The sequence below is a fragment of the bacterium genome (genome assembly GCA_029210965.1).
GTDB lineage: Bacteria > BMS3Abin14 > BMS3Abin14 > BMS3Abin14 > BMS3Abin14 > JALHUC01.
In genome coordinates this window covers 88,734-110,640 of the sequence record JARGFZ010000005.1, presented here as the reverse complement: position 1 = coordinate 110,640, position 21,907 = coordinate 88,734, and the positions used below count along the sequence as shown (strand labels likewise).

25 protein-coding genes are annotated in these 21,907 nt (G+C 53.2%); 13 read left to right on the top strand and 12 right to left on the bottom strand.

The features are described from left to right. Positions 1 to 117: 117 nt before the first annotated feature. From arsB to P1S59_03920, 4 genes are all read left to right on the top strand, one after another. On the top strand, positions 118 to 1,194 hold the full coding sequence (gene arsB, locus P1S59_03935) for an ACR3 family arsenite efflux transporter (GenBank protein ID MDF1525407.1): 1,077 nt from the start codon (positions 118 to 120) through the stop codon (positions 1,192 to 1,194). Between the two features lie 7 nt (positions 1,195 to 1,201). Continuing rightward, positions 1,202 to 1,621, top strand: coding sequence for an arsenate reductase ArsC (locus tag P1S59_03930; GenBank protein ID MDF1525406.1), 420 nt, complete (start codon positions 1,202 to 1,204; stop codon positions 1,619 to 1,621). Positions 1,622 to 1,798: 177 nt separating this feature from the next. Beyond that, complete coding sequence (locus P1S59_03925) at positions 1,799 to 2,242, top strand: rhodanese-like domain-containing protein (GenBank protein ID MDF1525405.1); 444 nt, start codon at positions 1,799 to 1,801, stop codon at positions 2,240 to 2,242. Between the two features lie 42 nt (positions 2,243 to 2,284). After that, complete coding sequence (locus P1S59_03920; GenBank protein ID MDF1525404.1) at positions 2,285 to 2,551, top strand: aspartate/glutamate racemase family protein; 267 nt, start codon at positions 2,285 to 2,287, stop codon at positions 2,549 to 2,551. A 117-nt stretch (positions 2,552 to 2,668) separates the two neighbouring features. Here the strand turns inward: P1S59_03920 and P1S59_03915 are convergent, their stop codons facing one another. Continuing rightward, a complete protein-coding gene (locus P1S59_03915; protein ID MDF1525403.1) occupies positions 2,669 to 3,403 on the bottom strand; it encodes a response regulator in 735 nt (244 codons plus the stop codon). 589 nt (positions 3,404 to 3,992) lie between these two features. Between P1S59_03915 and P1S59_03910 the strand changes: the two genes are divergently transcribed. From P1S59_03910 to P1S59_03885, 6 genes are all read left to right on the top strand, one after another. Then, on the top strand, positions 3,993 to 4,391 hold the full coding sequence (locus P1S59_03910; GenBank protein MDF1525402.1) for a hypothetical protein: 399 nt from the start codon (positions 3,993 to 3,995) through the stop codon (positions 4,389 to 4,391). Positions 4,392 to 4,509: 118 nt separating this feature from the next. Further along, positions 4,510 to 5,028 (top strand): hypothetical protein, encoded by a 519-nt coding sequence (locus P1S59_03905; GenBank protein MDF1525401.1) that lies wholly within the window; start codon positions 4,510 to 4,512, stop codon positions 5,026 to 5,028. A gap of 305 nt (positions 5,029 to 5,333) precedes the next feature. After that, positions 5,334 to 6,092, top strand: coding sequence for a response regulator transcription factor (locus P1S59_03900; GenBank protein ID MDF1525400.1), 759 nt, complete (start codon positions 5,334 to 5,336; stop codon positions 6,090 to 6,092). 681 nt (positions 6,093 to 6,773) lie between these two features. Continuing rightward, entirely contained in the window at positions 6,774 to 8,126 is a 1,353-nt protein-coding gene (locus P1S59_03895; GenBank protein ID MDF1525399.1) for an ATP-binding protein, read from the top strand. Between the two features lie 251 nt (positions 8,127 to 8,377). Further along, the gene (locus P1S59_03890) at positions 8,378 to 8,812 is read left to right on the top strand and encodes a hypothetical protein (protein MDF1525398.1); all 435 of its coding nucleotides are present in this window, start codon (positions 8,378 to 8,380) and stop codon (positions 8,810 to 8,812) included. Positions 8,813 to 8,864: 52 nt separating this feature from the next. Next, positions 8,865 to 9,206, top strand: coding sequence for a hypothetical protein (locus tag P1S59_03885; GenBank protein MDF1525397.1), 342 nt, complete (start codon positions 8,865 to 8,867; stop codon positions 9,204 to 9,206). Positions 9,207 to 9,407: 201 nt separating this feature from the next. Here the strand turns inward: P1S59_03885 and P1S59_03880 are convergent, their stop codons facing one another. From P1S59_03880 to P1S59_03830, 11 genes are all read right to left on the bottom strand, one after another. Next, positions 9,408 to 9,611, bottom strand: a complete 204-nt coding sequence (locus P1S59_03880; protein MDF1525396.1) for a DUF3185 family protein — start codon at positions 9,609 to 9,611, stop codon at positions 9,408 to 9,410. Positions 9,612 to 9,681: 70 nt separating this feature from the next. Then, positions 9,682 to 10,050: a response regulator gene (locus P1S59_03875; GenBank protein ID MDF1525395.1), complete on the bottom strand. Its 369-nt coding sequence runs from the start codon at positions 10,048 to 10,050 to the stop codon at positions 9,682 to 9,684. Positions 10,051 to 10,165: 115 nt separating this feature from the next. Next, positions 10,166 to 10,657 (bottom strand): hypothetical protein, encoded by a 492-nt coding sequence (locus tag P1S59_03870; GenBank protein MDF1525394.1) that lies wholly within the window; start codon positions 10,655 to 10,657, stop codon positions 10,166 to 10,168. A 125-nt stretch (positions 10,658 to 10,782) separates the two neighbouring features. After that, entirely contained in the window at positions 10,783 to 11,523 is a 741-nt protein-coding gene (locus P1S59_03865; protein MDF1525393.1) for a hypothetical protein, read from the bottom strand. A 211-nt stretch (positions 11,524 to 11,734) separates the two neighbouring features. Continuing rightward, entirely contained in the window at positions 11,735 to 12,232 is a 498-nt protein-coding gene (locus P1S59_03860; GenBank protein ID MDF1525392.1) for a hypothetical protein, read from the bottom strand. A gap of 283 nt (positions 12,233 to 12,515) precedes the next feature. Then, a complete protein-coding gene (locus tag P1S59_03855) occupies positions 12,516 to 13,310 on the bottom strand; it encodes an ABC transporter ATP-binding protein (protein ID MDF1525391.1) in 795 nt (264 codons plus the stop codon). A gap of 192 nt (positions 13,311 to 13,502) precedes the next feature. Beyond that, positions 13,503 to 14,714 carry an ABC transporter substrate-binding protein gene (locus P1S59_03850; protein ID MDF1525390.1) on the bottom strand — a complete coding sequence of 404 codons (1,212 nt, stop codon included), beginning with the start codon at positions 14,712 to 14,714 and terminating at the stop codon, positions 13,503 to 13,505. A 107-nt stretch (positions 14,715 to 14,821) separates the two neighbouring features. After that, positions 14,822 to 15,889 carry a branched-chain amino acid ABC transporter permease gene (locus P1S59_03845; GenBank protein MDF1525389.1) on the bottom strand — a complete coding sequence of 356 codons (1,068 nt, stop codon included), beginning with the start codon at positions 15,887 to 15,889 and terminating at the stop codon, positions 14,822 to 14,824. A gap of 3 nt (positions 15,890 to 15,892) precedes the next feature. Beyond that, positions 15,893 to 16,777 carry a branched-chain amino acid ABC transporter permease gene (locus P1S59_03840; GenBank protein ID MDF1525388.1) on the bottom strand — a complete coding sequence of 295 codons (885 nt, stop codon included), beginning with the start codon at positions 16,775 to 16,777 and terminating at the stop codon, positions 15,893 to 15,895. 9 nt (positions 16,778 to 16,786) lie between these two features. Further along, positions 16,787 to 18,754: an AMP-binding protein gene (locus P1S59_03835; protein MDF1525387.1), complete on the bottom strand. Its 1,968-nt coding sequence runs from the start codon at positions 18,752 to 18,754 to the stop codon at positions 16,787 to 16,789. Positions 18,755 to 18,857: 103 nt separating this feature from the next. Continuing rightward, complete coding sequence (locus tag P1S59_03830) at positions 18,858 to 19,628, bottom strand: ABC transporter ATP-binding protein (GenBank protein MDF1525386.1); 771 nt, start codon at positions 19,626 to 19,628, stop codon at positions 18,858 to 18,860. A 361-nt stretch (positions 19,629 to 19,989) separates the two neighbouring features. On the opposite strand from P1S59_03830, the gene P1S59_03825 reads away from it, so the two are divergent. From P1S59_03825 to P1S59_03815, 3 genes are all read left to right on the top strand, one after another. Beyond that, positions 19,990 to 20,772, top strand: a complete 783-nt coding sequence (locus tag P1S59_03825) for an enoyl-CoA hydratase-related protein (GenBank protein ID MDF1525385.1) — start codon at positions 19,990 to 19,992, stop codon at positions 20,770 to 20,772. Between the two features lie 88 nt (positions 20,773 to 20,860). Continuing rightward, positions 20,861 to 21,394 carry a cob(I)yrinic acid a,c-diamide adenosyltransferase gene (locus P1S59_03820; GenBank protein ID MDF1525384.1) on the top strand — a complete coding sequence of 178 codons (534 nt, stop codon included), beginning with the start codon at positions 20,861 to 20,863 and terminating at the stop codon, positions 21,392 to 21,394. 115 nt (positions 21,395 to 21,509) lie between these two features. Next, positions 21,510 to 21,905 carry a cobalamin B12-binding domain-containing protein gene (locus P1S59_03815; GenBank protein MDF1525383.1) on the top strand — a complete coding sequence of 132 codons (396 nt, stop codon included), beginning with the start codon at positions 21,510 to 21,512 and terminating at the stop codon, positions 21,903 to 21,905. Positions 21,906 to 21,907: the final 2 nt, after the last annotated feature.

Sequence of the window (21,907 nt, the reverse complement as noted above, 5' to 3'; positions counted from 1 at the left end):
GAGCGATGCCTCAGGATTTTACGGACGCATGGACGAACGGATCCACCGATGCACGGACATACGGATGCACGGCCACACGGATACACGGACAAACGGCCCACGACAAGGAGTACTTACATGTCATCTGAAAGCAAACGAATGAACATCTTCGAACGCTACCTTACTGTATGGGTAGGTATCTGCATGGTGGCTGGTCTGGGGCTTGGAAAGGCAATGCCGGAGTTGACCGGTATCCTCTCCCGGATGGAGTTCGTAGGGGGAAGCCAGGTCAATGTTCCTATAGCTGTTCTCATCTGGCTCATGATCTTTCCCATGATGCTCAAGATCGACTTCGCCTCAATTCTCCAGGTGGGGAAAAGACCCAGGGGGCTGCTGATCACCCTGTTCGTCAACTGGGTGGTCAAGCCGTTTTCCATGGCCTTTCTGGGCTGGTTGTTCTTCCGGGTGATCTTCTCGGCCTGGATCAACCCTGAAATGGCCGATCAGTTTATGGCCGGTGTTATCATTCTGGCTGCGGCTCCCTGTACGGCAATGGTTTTCGTCTGGAGCCACCTCACCGATGGAGACCCAGCCTACACCCTGGTCCAGGTGGCAGTTAACGATCTCATCATGCTGGTCCTTTTCATCCCTATTGTGGGGCTGCTTCTGGGTGTTTCCGGAGTTCCGGTGGATTTTAAAGTCCTGCTCTATTCGGTTATTTTTTTCGTGGTGATCCCCCTTGTGACAGCCTATACCTTCCGTCGGTTTCTCATCGCTTCGAAAGGGGAGGGGTGGTTCAACGACAGGTTCATCGCGCTTTTCGCTCCTGTCACCGTAATCGCCCTCCTGGTGACCCTGATCCTCATCTTTGCATTTCAGGCAGAAAACATCACCCAGAAGGCGTTTTTCGTGGTCCTGATCGCCATCCCCATCCTTATCCAGGTGTACTTCAACTCTTCCCTCGTTTACGGCCTCATGAAGCTTTTCAAGGTGCCTCACAACGTGGCGGCTCCGGGTGCCCTCATCGGTGCAAGTAACTTTTTCGAATTGGCTGTGGCCACCTCCATTGCCCTGTACGGCCCGGGGTCCGGTGCGGCTTTAGCTACGGTGGTGGGAGTGCTTGTGGAGGTTCCTGTGATGCTTTCGGTGTGCGGCATCTGCAACAGGACCAGGCACTGGTTCCCGGAGGATGTTCGGGATCACGGAGATACGTAATCAGGCAATGAAACGCGTTCTATTTCTCTGCACAGGCAACTCGTGCCGCAGCCAGATGGCCGAAGGGTGGACAAGGCACCTTTACGGGGACCTCTACGAGATCTATTCCACCGGTACGGCTCCCCTCGGGATCGACCCGCGGGCAGTTGCCGTCATGGCCGAGTCCGGTGTGGATATTTCCGCCCAGACCTCCAACCACGTGGACGAATACCTGAACATCTTCTTCGACCTGGTGGTTACAGTTTGCGACAGCGCCAGAGAATCGTGCCCGGTTTTTCCCGGAGGAGGGGAAACTTTACACTATTCCTTTGACGATCCGCCTTTTCTGGCCAGGAATGCTCAGGAGGAAGAGGAGGCTTTGATCCACTACCGGCGGGTTCGGGATGAGATCAGGGAGTTTGTCGCCGGGATATCAGATCTGTTCTGATATGGGAAATCAGATCTCAATTCTCCTGTCTCCTGTCTCTGATCTCAAAGTTTCACCCTATCTAAACAAATAACATTCGTTATTTCGATCATAAGTATTGAAATATTGAATATGGGTGGTACATTACTGCTGTCCTCAATGAAACCCTGAAAAACTATTATTGTGGAGGTAGCAGTTATGACAAGGTGGAGTAATTTACTGTTCGTTCATCTGATCGTCCTGGTGGGAACTGTTGCGATGGCCGGAAATATCGTGGCGGCAGAGGATTACTTCAACTACATAACCCCTGAGAAGACAAAATCGAGGATCCAATCAGGGGAAGCCGTGACCCTTCTCGATATTCAGATCGAAGATGAGTACGCTCGGCACCACATCAGGGGATCCTTGGCGACATACGCCTATCCTGTGAAATCAGATGCCCAAAAGGCAAAACTGGACAGGGTCATCCCCAACCTGTCAGCCAACACCGATCCTATTGTTATCATTTGCCCCAGAGGTGGCGGTGGTGCCAAACGGACCTTTGAATACCTGGCCTCCAGAGGTATTGAAAGCAAGAGGATGTTCATCCTTGAAAAAGGGCAGAGCGGGTGGCCATACCCTCAGCTTGTTGCAAACAACTAGGCCCGGTTATCAAGACCGGGTTCCACGGGAGGGCGATATCTGATGTTCACCCTCTTTTTTTGCCCGGTGTATTGGTCTTTTATCCAGGATCCCTTCCTCTACGAAGAGCTTTGCCGGGGTGTTGTCGAGGACAGCTCAAAACACGCATATCTGAAGATTATGGATGAACTGGTTAGGAAAGGCGCTCAAGCCATCGTGTTGGGCTGCACCGAGATCGGCCTTCTTGTGGGGGAAGAGGACACGAAAATCCCCCTTTACGACACAGCCCGCCTTCATGCCGATGCGGCGGTGAAGTGGACGCTGGAGTGAACCAGAACGCAGCACGCAGAAGGAGGGCATTGAGATCTGAGACCGTTCTCAAACCTCAAATTCTTAACCCCAAACCTCAAACCCCAAACCCCAAACACCAAACCGCAAACTTCTTTTTTACCCTGTTTTCTTCACCGCCTGCTGCTCCCTCGGCAGGTTGTCGCTCAGGTAACTTTGTATATAGTTTGAGAGTATCGTTTTCGTCTGCGGATCCAGGTCCAGGAACTTGATCCCCATCCCCTGGGGATGCTTCTCCCTCTCCTCCTGCACAGAATAGACAACCTTGCCCTTTAGAGGCAGTGGTTCAACCAGACCCGGAAGAAGGAGCTGGGGCTCAATGATCTCTCCTTTCTCGCGAGGTTTGTCCGTTTCTATGAATATCCCGCCCTCCCCGATGCTGAGGGTTATGTAGGACCTGTAATGGGTGCCGTCCCTGCAGATGACACGACCTGCTATAGGAGCCCTGAGGTTTTTGCGCCCATTTTCAAAGGCAAGGTGTTTCTGCAGGGCATCGAAAAGGTCTCGAACAGAAACGGGTTTGGTCAGCGATTCGTTAAACAAGTTCTCCCCAAATCCGATCCTCTCACTGAATCTGCTGTCCACAGTTACGACGAGAACAGGGATCCGTCTGGTGCGTGGCCTGGTCTTGATCTCTCTGCAGAACTCCACTCCGTTCATATCTGGCAGCACCGCTTCGGTAATGATCAGGTCCGGGACACGTCCCTTAAGGATCTGGAGACCATCCCGTGCGCTTCTGGCTGTCATGCTTGTATATCCAAGGCGATCCAGCACCACTTCGACGTATTTGGTAAAAGATTGCGAAGAATCAACGATCAGAATATGCTTCAACATAACTCCTCCTTGGCAAAAAAGGTAACATTGGCATATTTGCAACATTAATGCCAAATATGACATACAGCGCTCCTATTGCAACCCACCGAAAAGTAAGGCCTTTTTAACTGCCGGGAAATGATGGATTTCAAGTTAAGATGGGAATCTGCAATTTATTCATACCTGGAGGCGGAAAAGGTCGGTGACGCGGAGAACAATTGGCCAAGAATTCAGGAGCCAGACCCCGGACCCCAGACGCGGCGACATCTCGCCTCTGGCGTGACAGGCTTCATACGCGGGGACACGACTGTATCTAGGTATCCAGGTATCGAAGTTTCTAAGTAAAAATTATCCGCATGCTGTGGAAAAAACGGCAGGTGAAAGTTTTACTTGGACAACTGAACACGCTTTGTGCTGACGTCTTTCGGGTTCCAACATCAAACCTCAAACCTGCTCTTTTTCTTTAGGACTTTGGTCATTGGACTGGTTTTTCTAGACCCCAAGCCTTCCTTCCATTAGAATAGGGCCGCTGTGAGTTCGCAGCGTAGTACATTTTGACAGAACGCAGCCAGATCAACCCCTGTTGCTCCGTGTCATCTGGAGGATTACGTTGGAGAAGCTCACCGGAAGAATAACGATCGCACTTAAGGCCCTGGGGACAGCCCAGATATTTTCAGGATTTGGCGCTTCCCTGGCCATTTTTCTTTTTGTCAGTCGCGAAACCCTGGAGATCGTTGGCGAAGAGATAATGATGCCCGGGAACGCTATCCAGTTCACAGCTTTCCTTATCATGTTCTCTGTCATTATCACCGGTGCGGTATCAGTATTTAAGGTTCGATGGGGATGGATACTGAGCTTTTCCGTCGCCACATTTGTTCTGGTCATGGCGCTCCTCATGGGGCCAGGTACGATCCCCGTGACGAAATGGTCTTTCCTGGGGCTGATGTTCCTTTCCCTGGTCAATTGGGCGGCTGCTGTGGTTTCTTATTATTACGATCTGTATACATAACAAATCAATGACTTACGGAGTGAGTCATTGATTTTGGCGCCCCGCGCGGGGCGCGTTGATGACTTTTTGCGAAGTCATCAACCTTGAATTCTGATTTTCTGCCAGGGAGGTCCATGTGATGCTTCTCAAAACCTTCGGTCCCGGGGAATCTTCCGGTGAAACGGAAGAGGTCTACCAATCCTTTATTGACGCCGTGGGTATGGTGCCCCCTCCCTTTCTGATGTACAGCGCGAGCCCCGGCATACAGTCAATACAGGCAAGGACCATCGGCTATTACAGAAAAAAGTCCAGCCTGAGCCCTTTGCTCATGGCTCTTATAAGGTATCTTACTGCCATAGCCTTCGAGATCGAACCGTGCGTTGAGTTCAACGCCAGAGCCCTGGAGGTACATGGGCTGACTAAAGAACAGATATCAGATCTTTTACTAAACCCGGCTGCCGCCCCCCTTGATGAAAAGGAAGGATGGCTGCTGGCTTTCGTCATCAAGGCCGTCCGTACCCCGCAGTCGGTCTCGGAGAACCACGTACAAAAACTCAAACAGCTGGGCTGGACCGACACAGATATTTTCGATGCGCTGTATATCTCCTGTATGATGGTGGGGATGGGAACGATGATGAAGGCGCTTAAATACGAGTAGAAAGTGGGATGTGGAAATAATAAACTTATTCGCAGCACGCAGCACGCAGCACGCAGCACACAGCACACAGCACACAGCACGCAGCACGCAGCACACAGCACACAGCACACAGCACGCAGCACGCAGCACGCAGATGGAAAGACTTTCTGATTGTCATCGCGAACCGTTGTCTGAGTGAAGCGATCCCGACAATCGAGATTGCCACGCCCGCGGGGAAAATACTGGGCTCGCAATGACAGAATGGGATCGTTACAAAACACGAGTCACAATTCCCTGCTCTTTCTGAGATATGAGATCTGAGATCCTTGTCCGCCATAGCTGAGCGATTGGCGTTAGCGGCGGCGGATGAGATAGGAGCTCTCTTGCCAGCAACCATTTTCATCATAGAGGACGACCCCAAGATCGCCAGGGTTGTCAAAGCCTATATCGAGGGTGCCGGGTTAACTGCTCGCCACTTCAGCGAGGGACTGCCCGCTCTTGAGGCGGCGCGGCGGCAGCTTCCCGACCTGGTGATCCTTGACCTGATGCTTCCCGACATTACCGGGGAGGAACTGTTTCAGGATCTGAAGGCTCTCGGGGATATCCCGGTCATTATGGTCACCTCAAAATCCTCCGAAGAGGAAAGGGTGGCTGGACTCGCCCTGGGTGCTGACGATTATGTGGTGAAACCGTTCAGTCCCCGGGAACTCGCTTTTCGGGTCCAGGCAGTACTCAAACGGTTTAAGGGCAGCGCTGACAGTTCTGGTCAGGTTCTGAGTTTCGACGGGGGCAAACTGATCATTGACGCACAGACCTTCGGTGTGAGCCTGGATGGTCGGTCGGTGACCTTGACTGCCTCGGAGTTTCGTATCCTGCGTGCCCTCGCTGCGCATCCCGACAGGATCTTCAACAGGGAGACCCTCATAGAAACGGCCCTTGATTATCACTTTGAAGGTTACGATCGCACGGTGGACGCCCACATCAAGAACATCCGTAAAAAGATCGAATCTGACCCCAGAAAACCGGAATATATTCAAACCGTTTATGGTGTTGGATACCGTTTTGGCGGCAGGAAGGATGTCTGATAAAGGGATCTCCTGGATAAGGCGAAATTGTTATAAAGGCGATGTTTTGAACCGGAGAGTTGCGCGGAGGTGATCATAAGAAACCATCGCAGAGTCACGCAGAGAAAGCCTTAAACTTGGGGTAGAGCGGTATCTAAGTATCTACGTGTCGAAGTATCCAGGATTTACAAATCACGAATCACGAGTCACGGTTTTATTACCACTGAGGGCACAGAGGACACAGAGAAGGACTTTAATCTGGGGTAAACAGCTCGTTATTCCGGGCAAGGATCCGGAATCCAGTGGCATTTCAATAATATACGATGTTTTTTACCACGGAGGCACGGAGAAAGTCGGAGAAAAGCTTAATCTGTAGGTAAATAACCATTTTCAAAAAAGTGTTGAAAGTCGTTTTAACACATCACAGCAACATGAAGTCTTCACCAATGTGTTTCGCAGGGTATGGAATATTTCCCTCACCTGACTTTTCTGAGCCTCTGCGGTTCTGTGTGAGACAGCTCATACAGTTTTTAAACAGGGTACATTGTTTACTCCGTGTCCTCCGTGCCTCCAGTGAGTCACTTTCCTGCAGTGAGTGACGAACGGGTGGTGAAAAAGAATTGAACCCAGTAATGTTGTAACCTGATTTAACCCAGTAATACCCAGTGGTGGATTAGTTTTGAGACTTTTGAAGAGGTAATTATGTTTAGAAGCCTATGGGCTAAATTTTTCATTCTACTCCTGGTTGTCTCCCTCATCGGGCTTTCGGCGGCCCTTTACATGCGCCAGATGATGCTGGGGGACTTCAAAGCCTATCTGGACGGTGAACGCCTTGACCGCGTCTACCTGGTCATGGCTAACCTGGAAGGTTCCCACGAAAGGAACAACGGCTGGGATCGAAGGGAACTCTCGCGCAGCGCTATTCAAGCATTGATGCTGGGCATGGAAGTGAAGGTGCAGGATGTCCGCGGTTCCATTGTCATGGACACCCAGCAGGCCCTGGAAGAGCTGCCTCCCTTCATGGCGCGCCGGGTTCTTTCTCGCATCGAGGGAGAACCTCTCACGGGGACTGGTGAGTTCTTTCGCTATCCCCTGTTCCTCGGTGGAAAACGTGTCGGCACCCTGGATGTGAAGATCCTCGCCCGCGATAGGGGGCTGCTTTTTGCCCAGCGCTCCACAAGGTTCATGATCATCTCCTTCCTGATGATGGGCGGTATCGCTATCTTTGCCAGCCTGTTCGTCTCCAGGAGGCTGACACTGCCCCTCAAACGGCTGGTTGAGCAGACACGGGCCATCAGGAGGGGGGAACTGGGGAGCCGGGCCGATATTGCCAGCAATGATGAGATCGGTAAGCTGTCCCACGCTTTTAACGAGATGGCCGATGACCTTGAACTACAGGAATCCCTGAGACGCAAGCTCATCGCCAACGTTGCCCATGAACTACGTACACCACTGGCTGCCATGAGGGGGGAGCTGGAGGGGATGATCGACGGAGTGCTGGCAGCAGACAAGGATCAGATGCGCTCCCTACACGAGGAAACGGGCCGACTTGGGACCATCCTGGATGGAATCGACGACCTGACCCAGGCCCAGGCAAGCTCCCTTACGCTTGAAAAGCGGGATGTGGAGTTGAAAACGTTCCTTGGAAATATCAGGGATCGATTCGGTGCCCGGGCGGAGGAGGGGGGGGTGAAGGTCGGGCTCGTCGTGGAAGATGGGGCGCTGGTGTGGGCCGATCCCGACCGCCTGAGCCAGATCGTCATCAATCTGCTCAGTAACGCCGTAAAAGCCACATCCGCTGGTGGTACTGTGACCCTGAAAGCGGGTACCGACGGGGACATGTCTTTCATCGAGGTCAGCGACAGCGGAAAAGGCATCAGCGATGAGGAATTACCTCATATTTTTGAGAGGTTCTTTCGGGGTACCGGGGGAGGCCTGGGTCTTGGCCTTACTATTGTCAGGGAACTTGTGGACGCCCACGGAGGCGAGATCTCTGTTCATAGCCGGGTAGGCGAGGGGACAAGTGTGAGGGTAACGCTGAGCGGGAGGAAGTAGACAAGGAGACCCACAGGTATCGGGGTGACGGAGTGTCGGAGTATCGGGGAAACGGCTTCGCTTCAGGGTCGATATCAGGTGATCGGGAACTTTGATCCTGAAGCTGATGGAATGTAGAAAAAAATCACTTTCAGATGAAGAAATAAATCGGTTCTTCATATTTCTTCATATTCTCTTCGAAATTCCTTCATAGGGTTCTGTTAGAAAGGATACAACAACAATTCTTCAGAACCTAACAGGAGGTAATCGAAATGAAGAAAAGAACATTGGTAGTATTAGGACTGGTCCTTTCCATGAGCATTATCGCCGCTGGCAGCGCGCTGGCTCGCCAGGGCGGAGGCTACGGCATGATGGGCAGCGGATATGATCGCGGTTACGGTGACTGTAATTGGGACGACGATGCCCGAACCGAGGTAACCCCCGAGACCATGGCAAAGTTCCAGAAAGAGACCTTGTCGATGAGGGATGAGCTGATCACCAAGAGGCTCGAGCTGAGCCAGGAGTACGATAAGGACACTCCTGATGCTGACCGCATCGCACAGCTTCGCAAAGACATGATCGATGTCCAGGCGAAGATCCAGAAGGTCGCTGACAAGTACGATATCAGTATGGGCGGCCAGGGTCGCCGTGGCTCAAGATGCGATAGAGGAAGAGGTAATGCCGATTGCAGCGGAGGCTGTAACTGATCCACACTTCCGGGGCCCGCGGGATCCGTCCCGCGGGCCTCAGGAGATGATCATGAAGAAAATTTTATTGATCACAGCGTTTCTTGCTTTGGCGTCATTTGCTGTACCGGATGACGTTCTTGCCATGATGCATGGCCAGGGCCGCCACATGGGTCCCTACGGCGGGTACTGCAAGGGACCAAGGTGGGGCTGGTACGGTGCGGGCCGCCAGGTGAAGACGGTGGAGGAGGTAAAGGAGCTTGTGGCAGAATTTTTAGGTGATACGGCTCTGACCACAGGCGAGATCCGGGATCAGGAGACCTACTTCGAAATTGAGATCAAGGACGAGGAAGAAAAAGTGATCGATCTTCTCATAGTGGATAAGCGAACCTGCAGGATAAGGTCGGCGTATTAAAGGCAGGAGCCAGTACCCGGGAGTCAGTAGCCAGTAGAGCCTTGGATGGAACGCAGAACACAGAACACAGAATTTGAACTCCCCAACCAAAACTCCAACATTAACTTGGATGCTCCAGATTCTTTTTTGACAACTTTTTACGAGGTAGCTCTGTTTTGATTTGACATGGAGTAGCGATCAAGGTTTCCTGTTCACGCTTCATCACCCTTTCTTCCCAAACAGTATCACCAGCCCCGTCATTAGCAGAACTGCCCCACCGATGAGGTAAGTCATGGTCTCGGTGGAATATCCGCCCGAGAACACCTTGGACAGCCCTCCCATGACGGACTGTGTTTTCCCGTATCCGAGGTAGAGCAGAATAGCTCCGAAGAAAACACACCCTATGGCAATGGATTTACGTGCCATGTTGATCTCCCTATTATCGGTTAATAGATTTTGTTCCTATATGGCCCCTATGTCCTTATTATCGTCATGCCTATAAGTTAACCGTTAACTGTTGATGACTTTGCAAAAAATCATCAATTTGTAAGGAAAGGGAAAACGATGCTTTTCCCTTTCCGTGGAGCGAAAAGTCCCGGACATTTTTAACACCCAGTGAAGTGAGCATGATGATGGGAACGTCGGATGCCAAATCAACCCGGATCTTCTCCGCCAGGATCAGGCCGCCCATGATCGGCATCACGATGTCTGTGACCACCAGATCATAAGTGTTGACCTTCAACTCTTCATAGGCCCTGGCGCCATTCTCCACTCCCATGATGATACAGGGAAAATTGATTTCCAAAGCGTCCTGGATGATTCTTTGAACGAGGACCGAATCCTCAACGACCAGGATTTTTTTCATAGGGCAGTTATCTCTCTTTCAGCTCCGGCCAATGCAGGGTTGTTCAGTTATTCATGAACTGCACACAAAAGGATACACCAAGTGGATAAAAAGGAAACTATCAAGGGGCGGGTTTTTAAAGGGGCAAAAGCTCCACCACTAGAGCGATATTTCGTGATTCCCGGTTGATGGTGAGCACCGTATTAAACGGGGCCAGCCCGGGGGCGGAAACGAGGAGGTCTGAGGAAAAGGAGGTGTTCTGGTCGTAGGGCTCCACGGTGCCCACGTCCTGCCCTCCACAGTCGGCAGAAAAGCCGGTGAGAAAGGAGGTGTCGTTCCAGAAAGCCTGACCTGCAGAGTTTGTTACACGGGTGTTGATGGAGTTAGAGGCACCGGTGTCGATATATACCGTGGCACCGGGTACCGGGCTGCTGTCGGCGTCCAGAAGGACTGTCACCTGGACTGTGACGATGTAGTCGCAGGGATCATCCTTATTTCCGCCAGAACATCCGAAGGCCGCAAAACCGTTGACATCCCCTGAACCGCAACCCACGAAGGTGGAACTGCTGGAACCCAGGGAGAGGAATAGTAATAGTATTAGTAATAGTAATAGTGAAGGGCGCATCATCGGTCAATGTTACCACAGAATAAATTGAAGATTACGAGTTGAGGTTTGGAAAAGAAATGAATCCGTAAGTGAACCGTGAATCGTGAAACGTGAACAGCTAAGCAAGGCAGTTCACCGTTTGCCCTTCACCTTTCACTGTTCACGTTCACGGCCTTTCTCACCGCCTCGGCGATCAGATCGCCAACCGTATCGATCTTTATACCCAGGGAGTTAAGAAGTACACCCCACGTTTTCTTCCCTTCCTTGACCTTCCTAAAAATGCTTTCCGGGGTCTGGTTCAACTGTCCAGCGAGATAGAGGCTCAGGGCTGTTTCAGCGATATTTGCCCCGGCATCCCGCATTTGGGCGAGGGTTGGTTCCGGAACAGTAAAGGCCTCTCCAAGGACAGGGTCGGCCAACGATCGGGCCATACCGTCGGCATCATCTGTTTTCCTGGCTGTCTGAAAAGCGGTTCCCAGTTTCCCGGAGTCCAGACCGACAGCATCAAAGGCAGCTGCCCAGGAAGAGCCTTTATCCCGCGCATCAAGAAGCTCATCGGCTGATCGATTGTCCACACGGGTGGACAGATAATTTGAGAGCCAGAGGTCCGTTTCGGTAGCTCCTGTCATTCTCTGTCTGACAACTGTCCCCTTGTCGATTCCCGCTGCTGCCGCCAGGAGGCTGTTTCGTGTCGTGGCAAGGATATAGGGGTCAGCCGACGCGGGCTGGGCAGGTTTGAAGCTCCGTTCCTTGAAACAGTGACAGGAGACGTTCCCATGTGCCTTCTGGGGCTGGATAGGTAACATTACCAGGAACAACAGGATCGGGACCCATCGAATGGAAGGTCTGGAATACTTTGTAAGGAATTGACACACCTTTGAACCCATAACGAATATCCCTGAATGCTTTTGATTGATAAAGCTTTAACGCAGAGGGCCGCAGTTAAACCCTAAATACATTTTTACATTATGTTGAAAAATCGCTCCGATGATAACTGCTCCTTATCCCGGATTCAGGTTCAACTGCGTAACCCCGCGGTGCAGCCTATAAATGGCTGCTCTGCGAAACCCTGCGTTAAGGCTTTCATCCCTATAATCCCTACTCCAGCAGTTCTCTTTTCTCCACGGACTCCCATTTCCCATCCACCTTCTCGAAACGAACCTGGAAGGCTCCTCCGCTGCCCTGTTCCCAAGGTTCGGAAAAGATCTGGGTGATACTCTCGGCCTGCCTGAAGAATAGATCGAACCTTGAACGGACCAGGAACGATCCATCCGTGTCTTCGGTGAAATAGTTGGGTATCTTATAAATTCGGTAAACCTGCCCCGGCACTTCGTGGCATTTGTGCCCGGCTCTATCAAACTCTGTCATGGGTTGTACTCCCGGAGGCTCGGCAAGGGTTGAGTCGCGGGTGCGGTATTCGGTGACCTGGAGAGTCTGAAAATAGGAGTTCACAGATTCTCGTAGGCCCTCCGGCCACGGTTGAGCTTCCCTGGCAGCACCGCTGACGGTAATGGGCGAGAGTGGGTTCAGGCACGCCATAAGCACTGCGGCTGCCAGCAACTTCCTTTGGGTTTTTCTCAGTTTCCTGATTAACATAACGTGACAAGGTTACCCTAATTGGGTGGTCGATAACAGTAGAGTGCTTCGGGAAAATGGAATTTCTTGATATTGGTCAAGAATGGAATGGACCGGGAAGGCAAAATCGATTGACGCGGGGAAGGGGGAACGCGGCGACGCGGGGTGCTCTTGTGACAACCATCCGACACAAGGAGGGGGGAAAAGAACTCCGAAGGTATCGGAGTGTCGGGGAAAGAATTAAATGCACTCTTGCACCAGTGCACTGATGCACATGAACCGGACCCTTATTGCTGTGTCCGGTTCAGCTTATCCATCTCTTCCTTCTGCGATAATGCTTCACGTCCCTGTAGCTTTTTTGGCCGCCCACCTTGCTCAGCCCCAGGTAGAACTCCTTCACGTCCTCGTTCTCCTTGAGCTTGTCCACGGGATCGTCCATGACGATCTTGCCATTCTCCATGATGTAGCCGTAGTCGGCAATGGAAAGGGCGATGCGCGCGTTCTGCTCAACCAGTAGGATGGTGGTGCCTTCCTCCTTGTTAATGCGGTTGATGATCCCGAAGATCTCCTTGACCAGCAGGGGAGCGAGCCCCAGGGACGGCTCGTCCAGAAGCATCAACTTTGGACGGGCCATGAGAGCGCGGCCGATAGCCAGCATCTGCTGCTCGCCGCCGGACAGGTAGCCGGCCAGGGAGTGCCGCCGTTCGATGAGTCGAGGGAAATAATCGAAAACCATCTGCATGTCTTTTTTGACATCGGCGCGGTGTTTTCTTGTATGGGCGCCTGCAATGAGGTTCTCGTCCACGTTCAGGTCGTCGAAGACCCTGCGGCCCTCCATCACCTGAAAAATCCCCATGCTGACACGATTTTCCGGGTCCACGCCGTCGATGGGTTGGCCCATATACGAGATGGAGCCGTCGGTAACCTCTCCCTCTTCGCCCTTGAGCAGTCCTGAGATGGCTTTTAATGTGGTGGATTTCCCGGCGCCGTTGGCCCCCAGCAGAGCCACGATCTGACCTGCGTGGACCTCCATAGACATGCCCTTGAGCACGAGGATCACGTCATCGTAGATGACCTCGACATTGTTGAGGGCGAGGATGGGCTGGGCTTTGTTTTTTTCAGCTGCGGGCTCGGTCATGGGTTTGCTCTATTCTACAATGATGTATCGGTGTGTCGGAGTGTCGGGAAAGATCGATCACAGCTTGGGCCCTTCCACCGTTACCCCGATACCCCCATATGCCTATACAAGGAAAAGCGCGGGAGAGCGGATCCTCTCCCGCACTTGTTGAGTTTACTGGCCGAGCCACTCAGGCCGGCGCTCAAGCGTCACGGACTTGACCGTAACGATCTTGCCTTCGGCGTCCATCTTGTTGATGTTGAGTGTCGTGTTGGGGCGGTGGTCTGTCGGTGTGTAGGTGACAGGTGCCGTCAGTCCGCCTGTGTCGAAATCCTTAATGGTCTCAATAGCGGCCTTCACGCTGGGGCCATCAAGAGATTTGGCCTTTTTCATGCCCTCCCACATGACCATCATGGAGCTCCATCCCTGGATATAGTGGACGGTGTGGGTGTCATCCGGGTGCTTGGATTTGTGCATCTCCATGGGCGCCTTCATGCCGGGCACATCGGCTCCCCACATGGCAAAGGGACCCATGCCGTAGGCTCTTTCCTTGACGGCGTCGCCGGCCAGTTTCTGCAGGTTCTCGTCAAAGCCCCACACGTTGATGAGGAACTTGGTGTCGAGACCCAGCTTGGCGGCGTCCTTGATGATGACCGCTGTGCTTGCAACAGTCCCGCCGATCCAGGCCCAGTCCGGGTTGAACTTCTTCATGTTGGTGAGCTGGCTTATGGCGTCCGTAGCGTTGAGGGCTACGAACTGGTCGGGGCCCACATCAAGGCCCAGCTCGGCGGCCATGGCCTTTCCTGCCGGGATGGGGTTCTTTCCGTAGGGGTGGTCGGGGTAGATGAAGACCACTTTAGTCTTTCCGGACTCCTTGACGAACTGCATGGCGCCCCTGATGGCTTCCCCGTAGGAGGCGCTGGCGTAGAAGTTGTAAGGGGTTTTGGCCGGATCGTTGATCAGCGAGTCGTAGGATGCGGATATATAGACGATCTCGTCCTTGGAAACGAGGGCCTTCAGCGCGTTGGTGTCGCCGGTGCCCCAGCCCATGATAAGGAAGATCCCCTTGTCCTTGTAGGTCTTGTAGAGCTCGACCGCTTTGTCAGGCTTGTAGGCGTAGTCGTTGGCGATAACCTCAACAGGCCGGCCGTTGATGCCGCCGTTGGCGTTGATGTAGTCCGCCGCGTCCACGACACCAACAGCGTAGTCCTGACCCACGTCGGATGTGGGGCCGGTGGTGTCGAAGATCCCGCCGATAACGATGGGCTCTTTGGAGACATCTGGAGCCTCTTCCTTCTTGGCACATCCCAGCGCGCCCAGGGCGACAACCAGCATCGCCACCGCGGCCAGAACGACCCATTTCGACCTGAAAATACTTCTTCTCATTTTTTCCTCCTTAAGCGAACTTTCACGTTCCCCCCTGGTTTTTGTTATTTGTTGTTTCCATCCCGTTTCCACCCGCCAGGTGAGGGTGCCGAGAGTGAACCCTAATCTTAATACGAGAAGGGCCAAAGCTTCCAGTAGTTTTTGATCGTGTGCCAGCGAGCCGCCAGCCCGTCAGGTTCGAAGATGAGGAACAGGATGATGATCAGGCCGAAAACCCCCTCCGTCAGGCTTTGGAAGATGGTGAAAACGCTCGGGTATATCTGGGTCAGGGCGTGTTCCGGGATGCGGAGAAGGATCGGCAGCATGGTCATGAAAATGGCACCGTAAATGGCCCCTAATACGGAGCCCATCCCCCCGATGATGATCATGGCCAGGTACTGGACCGAAAGCCAGATGCCGAATGCCTCATCGTTGACCACCAGAACGTAGTGTGCCCAGAGGCTTCCCGCGATGCCCACCAGGAATGAGGATATACCGAAGGAGAGGATCCGGTACAACCAGACGTTGACGCCGATGACCTCGGCGGCGAGATACCTGTCCCGGATGGCCACGAAAGCGCGTCCCGGACGAGTGCGGGTCAAGTTCTTGGTGTACAGGGTTGTGGCGATGACAAGGGTGTAGACGAGATAGTAGTAGGAGCGGTCAGTGTCCAGTTCGATACCGAAAAAATTCGGCGAACTTACCACGAGGCCGGTGCTCCCACCCGTCAGGGCGCTCCAGTTTCTCATGGCATAGCCGATAATGAATTGTGCCGCCAGTGTGGCGATGGCCAGATACAGCCCTTTGAGCCTCAGGGAGGGGATGCCGAACACCATGCCCACCAAGGCCGTTATCAGACCGGCCAGGGGCAGGGCGATCCAGAAGGGGATGCCGGCCTTAATGGTCAGTATTGCTGATGCGTAGGCCCCCACCCCCATGAAAGCGCCGTGCCCCAGGGATATCTGCCCGGTGAACCCGGTGAGGATGTTGAGCCCGTGGGCCCCGATAATGTAGATCCCGATGAGGTTCATCAGGTAGAGGGTGTTGGTGTTGAGTATGATGTTGAAGGGTTTGTTGATCCACGGGAACACAGCCAGGAAGATAAAGAACGCTACCATCCAGAACTTGAGGAAGGGAGTCTGGAAGATGGCCATGTCTTCCTTGTATGTCTCGTGGAATATTCCGCTTGGCTGCATGCCCTAGACCCTCTCGATTTCTTCAGTTCCAAAAAGGCCGTAAGGCTTGATCATGAGGATGACCACCAGGATCACGAAGGGGGCAACTTCCTTGACGCCCCCACCGAAGAAATGGTCCAGGTAACCACCCGACAGGTTCTCCAGGATGCCGATGATGAGTCCTCCGATCACCGCGCCCGGGATGGAATCCAGTCCCCCCAGGATCACGGCGGGGAACACCTTCAGGCCGACACTGCCCAGAGTGCTGTTCACACCGTTTATGTTACCGATGAGGATGCCCCCCACCGCCGAGACCACTGCGGCCACGCACCAGGAGATGGCGAAGACCTTTTTGACGCTTATTCCCATGGACAAAGCCACCTGGTTGCTGTTGGCCGTGGCCCGCATGGCGATACCCATGCGGGAGTACTTGAAGAAAAGGGCAAAGAGGAGGAGAAAGACCATGGATGCCAGAAAGGTGTAGATATACACCTGTGAGACCATGATCTCGCCCAACTTAATAGGTGTCTGAGGGAAGATAGGAGGAAACACCTTGATCTGAGTACCCCAGATAGCCGCGATGCTGGACTTGAGTACCAGGGAAAGGCCGATGGTGATCATGATGATGGAGATAGCCGGTTCTCCGATCATGGGCCGAAGCACCAGGCGTTCAATGACCAGGGCTAAAATCACTGAGAAGGCCATGGTCAGGAAGAAGGCGGCCCAGAACGGCACCTGGAAGGTGGTCAGAAGCACCAGACAGATGTAGGCGCCCACCATGAGCAGCTCACCCTGGGCGAAGTTGATGACGGAGGAGGCCTTGTAGATGAGAACGAAACCGAGGGCCACCAGGGCGTAAACGCTGCCGACGGCGAGCCCCTGAATAACCAGCTGTAGAAAGAACCATATCTCCTGCATTTAGTCGCCTTTCCCGTTGTCCAGTTGACGAATGATCACTGTTGTCTTGATGCAGGCTGTGCGCCCGTCCTGGTATTTGATGGTTGTGTCGATGGGGATATCACCGGCATCGGTGTACATGGCGTCGATAACCTCTTTGTACCTCTCGCTGATGAAACCCCGCCGGACCTTCTTGGTCCGCGTCAACTCGTCGTCGTCCGCATCCAGTTCCTTGTACAGGAGAACAAACTTCCTGATGATAGACGCTTCGTTAATGCGCATCAGGTCCTTATTGACCTTCAGCACCTCGGCCTCAATGAAATCGTAAACCTCCGGTTTGGCGGAGATATCGGTGTAGGTCGTGTAGTTGATACGGTTCTTTTCGGCCCATTTACCAACGATGGCCATGTCGATGTTAATGATGGCGGTAATGTAGGGGAGGTTGTTCCCGAGGCAGACCGCTTCCTTGATGTAAGGGGAAAATTTCAGTTTGTTCTCGATGAACTGAGGGGAGAACATGGTGCCATCGGCCATTTTCATGACGTCCTTTACCCTGTCGATGACTACCAGGTGACCGTCGTCGGTAAAGTGACCGGCATCCCCGGAGTAGAGCCATCCGTCCTTAAGGGTCTGTGTGGTGGCCTCCTGGTTCTTGTAGTATCCGAGAAAGACGCAGGGGCTCTTGGAGAGGATCTCCCCTTCATCGGAGATGATGATCTGAGTTTCCGGGATCGGTTTACCTACCGAGTCGAAATTGATGTCCCCGTCGTAGTGGATACAGGATATCCCGGAAATCTCCGTCTGGCCGTAGATCTGCTTGAGGTTGACACCCAACCCATGGAAAAACCTGAAGGTATCTGGACCCAAAGCCGCGCCTCCGGTGGAGGCAGACCGCAGGTTGGTAAAGCCCAGCCGGTCCTTCAGAGCACGGAATACAAAGATGTAGGCCCACAGGTACTGCAGCTTGAGCCAGAATGAGGGAGTCCGCTTCTCGAATTTGCAGTCTGCCATGAGGTAGCCGATGGGCAGCGCCGTGTCGAAGGCCTTGCGCTTGAGCCAGGAGGCGTCCATTACCCTTACCTGAATAGAGGCTGCCATGTTTTCCCATATCATGGGCGGGGAGAACATGACGTTGGGTGCGATCTCTCTCCGGTTTTCCGTTACGGTTTCCGGTTCCTCGGGAAAGTTGACCGTGAAGCCAACGAGGAGGGCAGAAGCCACACCCATCATTTGTTCACCGATCCAGGGCAAGGGAAGGAAGGAAACGAACTCGTCGTCCTCGAATTTCGGGTCCACCTGGATCAGGTTGTGGGCCATCCGGAGCATGTTGTTATGTGAGAGCATGGAACCCTTGGGGAAACCGGTTGTCCCTGAGGTGTAGGCGATGAGGGCAAGGTCCGCTCCGGTAGTCCGTTCCACCATCTCCTTGAAAAGCTCTGGCTGCCGGCTGTCCAGGTCTCTGCCCATGGCTTCGACATCCGTAAATTCGAGGAGCATCTCATCGTCGTAGTTTCTCATCCCTTTCGGGTCTGTATAGATGATTTTCAAGACCTTGGGGATGCTCTCCTTGAGCTCCAGGACCTTGTCTACCTGCTCCTGGTCTTCCGCCACTACAAACTTCGCATCGGAGTGGTCAATGATGAAACCCACCTCTTTGGAGGTGGAGTCCTGGTAGATCCCCAGGGGGACTGCCCCGCAGCTCTGGGCCGCCAGCTCCGCGAAGACCCATTCCGGCCGGTTATCTCCCACGATGGCGACCTTGTCGCCCTTTTCAAGTCCCAGGCTGACGAGGCCAAGGCAGAAATAGCGAACGTGGTCGATATAGTCCTGCCAGGAAAACGATTGCCAGAGTCCGAACTCTTTTTCCCGCAGGGCTACTTTGTTGTGGGTGAACCTTTGAGCGTTACGCACGAGCAGCTTGGGGAGAGTGTCGGAATCCACTATCGCGGGGAGGGGAATTTCTATGTTTTTATCCTTTTTAGAAAGCATAACTGTTGATTTCCGGGAATAGTGAAGGGGGAAGGAGGGAGGAGGAATAAAAAAGTCTGGTGCCTAATTCATCCTTCATCCTTCTTCATTCATCCTTCCGAATTCAGATCTCCTCATCCTCTCCAAGATAGGCGGCAATAACTTTCGGGTCGGCCTGGATCTCCTCAGGTTTGCCCATGGAGATACGTTCGCCGAAATCCAGTGTGCAGATACGGTCGGATATGTCCATGACAACACCCATGTCGTGCTCGATGAGGATGACGGTGATATCTCTCTCCTCGTTGATATCCAGGATGAAACGGGCCATGTCCTCTTTTTCCTCGGCGTTCATCCCGGCCATGGGTTCGTCCAGGAGCAGGACCTTCGGATCCAGTGCCAGGGCGCGTCCGAGCTCTACCCGTTTCTGAAAGCCGTAGGACAGGGTGCCAACCGGTTTTTTTCTGATTTCCTGGATCTCAAGAAAATCGATGATCTCCTCTACAACCTCCCGGTGCTTGATCTCCTCGCCCCTGGCCTTACCGAGCCAGAAGCCGCCCGTGAAGAGGTTGGTCCTCATATGTAGATGACGACCAAGCATGAGGTTATCGATGACAGTCATTCCCCGGAAAAGCTCAATGTTCTGGAAACTTCTTGCGAGTCCTAACTGTGCCCGTTTGGAGGGAGAAAGCCTGCTGATCTCCTTCCCTTTGAACAGGATCTCACCTTTGTCTGGTGAGTAGAGGCCGGAGATGCAGTTGAATATACTTGTTTTACCGGCGCCGTTAGGCCCGATAATGGCGAAGATCTCACCTTCCCGGACATCCAGGCTGACGCCGTTCAGGGCCATGATCCCACCGAAGTGAAGGTAAATGTCCTTGAGTTCCAGAATGGTCAAAAGTGTGGTCTCCCTTGTATCCGGGAAGAGTTAAAACGTCGTTTGATTTTATTGGACAAAAAAGACCTATACAGTTACTCTATTTGTCGGTTTTCTGTCAAGAAATAAGCCGTAAAAATAAATCAAGTTTTCCCGTATCCGCTATCTGTTCGTAACTCCATCGTGGTCGATACGTTGACACGGCTGATGGTGAGTTGGTAATAATCGAAATGCAGAATGCAGAATGCAGAACGCAGAATAACCAGCCGGATGCCGCCAATTTTAGACGACTTGGTTCTGCGCTTAAATGTCGATGTTCAAGATTTCACCCCGATACACCATTACTTCGATACCCCGTCGCATATTATGAGGAAGCGAACATATGAGTAAACCGAATATGGGCGAAGTCAGATATGAGGTAAGTGGCCAGATCGCTACCATTACCCTCGCCAGGCCGGGGAAGCGCAACTCCCTGACCCAGAAGATGTTCGACGATCTCAGTTCAGCGGTGGATAAAGCTGCCGAGGAAGAGGGTCTGCGGGTCCTTGTTATCAAAGGCGAAGGGAATACCTTTTGCGCCGGGGACGATCTTGCTGAACTCGTAGCAATGGACGTGGTCCAGGTGAGAGATTTCCTTATCAGGGCCCAGAGCACCTTTACCCGCCTTGAGGCCCTGCCCATTCCGGTTGTAGCCGCTGTCGAGGGCCATGCCCTTGGAGGCGGTCTTGAACTGGCGCTTGCTTGTGATCTGATCCTGGCGTCATCTGACGCTGTACTGGGACTGCCGGAGACCAACCTGGGAGTGATCCCGGGGCTGGGGGGAACCATCCGGCTGCCCCGAAGGGTAGGGTTTGGCCGGGCAAAAGAGATGGTCTATTCGGGCAGGATGGTTAAAGCCGATGAAGCTAAAAATATAGGACTTGTTGAAGCCGTTTATGCGACCCAGGAGTTCGAAATAAAGGTTATGGAGTTTGCGCGGTTCCTGGCTTCGAAGTCCCCCACGGCCCTCGCCCTTGCCAAATCCACCATCAACAGGGGTATGGATGCCAGTCTGGAATCAGGCCTGGCCCTGGAAAGGGAATCCTTCGCCTACTGTTTCGCCCTTCCGGATGCGAAAGAAGGGATTAACGCATTTCTCGAAAAACGGAAACCTGTTTTCGAATGAAAACAAATATGACGCGGCGACGCGGCGAGAAAGCATTTTCCCCGTGTCCCCGAGTCTCCCCATCTCCGTGTCTCGGGAGGCGAACGAAGTGAGCAGCATCGGACTCGGCTACATCCATGTCTATACCGGAGACGGCAAGGGTAAGACCACAGCCTCCCTGGGGCTGGCCCTGAGAGCTGTGGGCAATGGTCTGAAGGTGCTGGTCATTCAGTTCCTGAAGGGGTCTGAGATGACCGGTGAACGCCAGGCTGCCCTGAACCTTTCACCAGGTTTGGAAATAAGGCCCCTGGGTAGAAATGGGCTGCTGCATCCTGGGTTAATTATGGAAAGGGATCGTGTTCAGGCTGAAGCGGCCCTTGATGAGGCTATCGGCGAAATGACAAGCGGCCGATGGAACGTGCTGATCCTGGATGAGTTAAACACGGCCTGTTCCCTCGGAGTTGTGCCGGAGGAGCGTGTGCTCCAATTGATGGATCAAAAGCCCGATGGTATGGAACTTGTCCTTACGGGTCGGGGAGCGCCGGAAAAAGTGATCGAAAAGGCTGACCTTGTAACCGAAATGAGAGAGATCAAGCACTACTTCAAACAGGGAGTGCCAGCGAGGGAAGGTATAGAAAAATGAATGGAAGAGGAGAAGAGGGAAAAAGGGGAAGAGGGGTCGAAACCGAACTTTATGCAATGCTCCTCTTCTCCTTTTCCCCTTTTCCAGTTTGGCTGAGCGGGACGAGGAGTAATCAATGAAAAAGATCCGAGTTTTAATTGCGAAGCCAGGATTGGACGGTCACGATCGTGGGGCCAAAGTTGTGGCCCGCGCTCTCAGGGACCGTGGTTTCGAGGTTATTTACACCGGGCTTCACCAGACCCCGGAACAGATCGCCATAGCCGCCGTCCAGGAGGGGGTGGATGCGGTAGGCTTGTCCATCCTCTCCGGATCCCACGGTACTCTGGTACCGAGGGTCGTTGAACAGCTCAGGAAGGCAGGGGGTGACCGGATCCTGGTTTTCGTGGGCGGGATCATCCCTGCCGAGGACATTAAGCCCCTTAAGGATGCCGGCGTCATGGAGGTCTTTACACCGGGTTCTTCCACATCCCAGATCGCCGATGCCCTCATTCAGGCGGTGGAAAAGGTATAGAG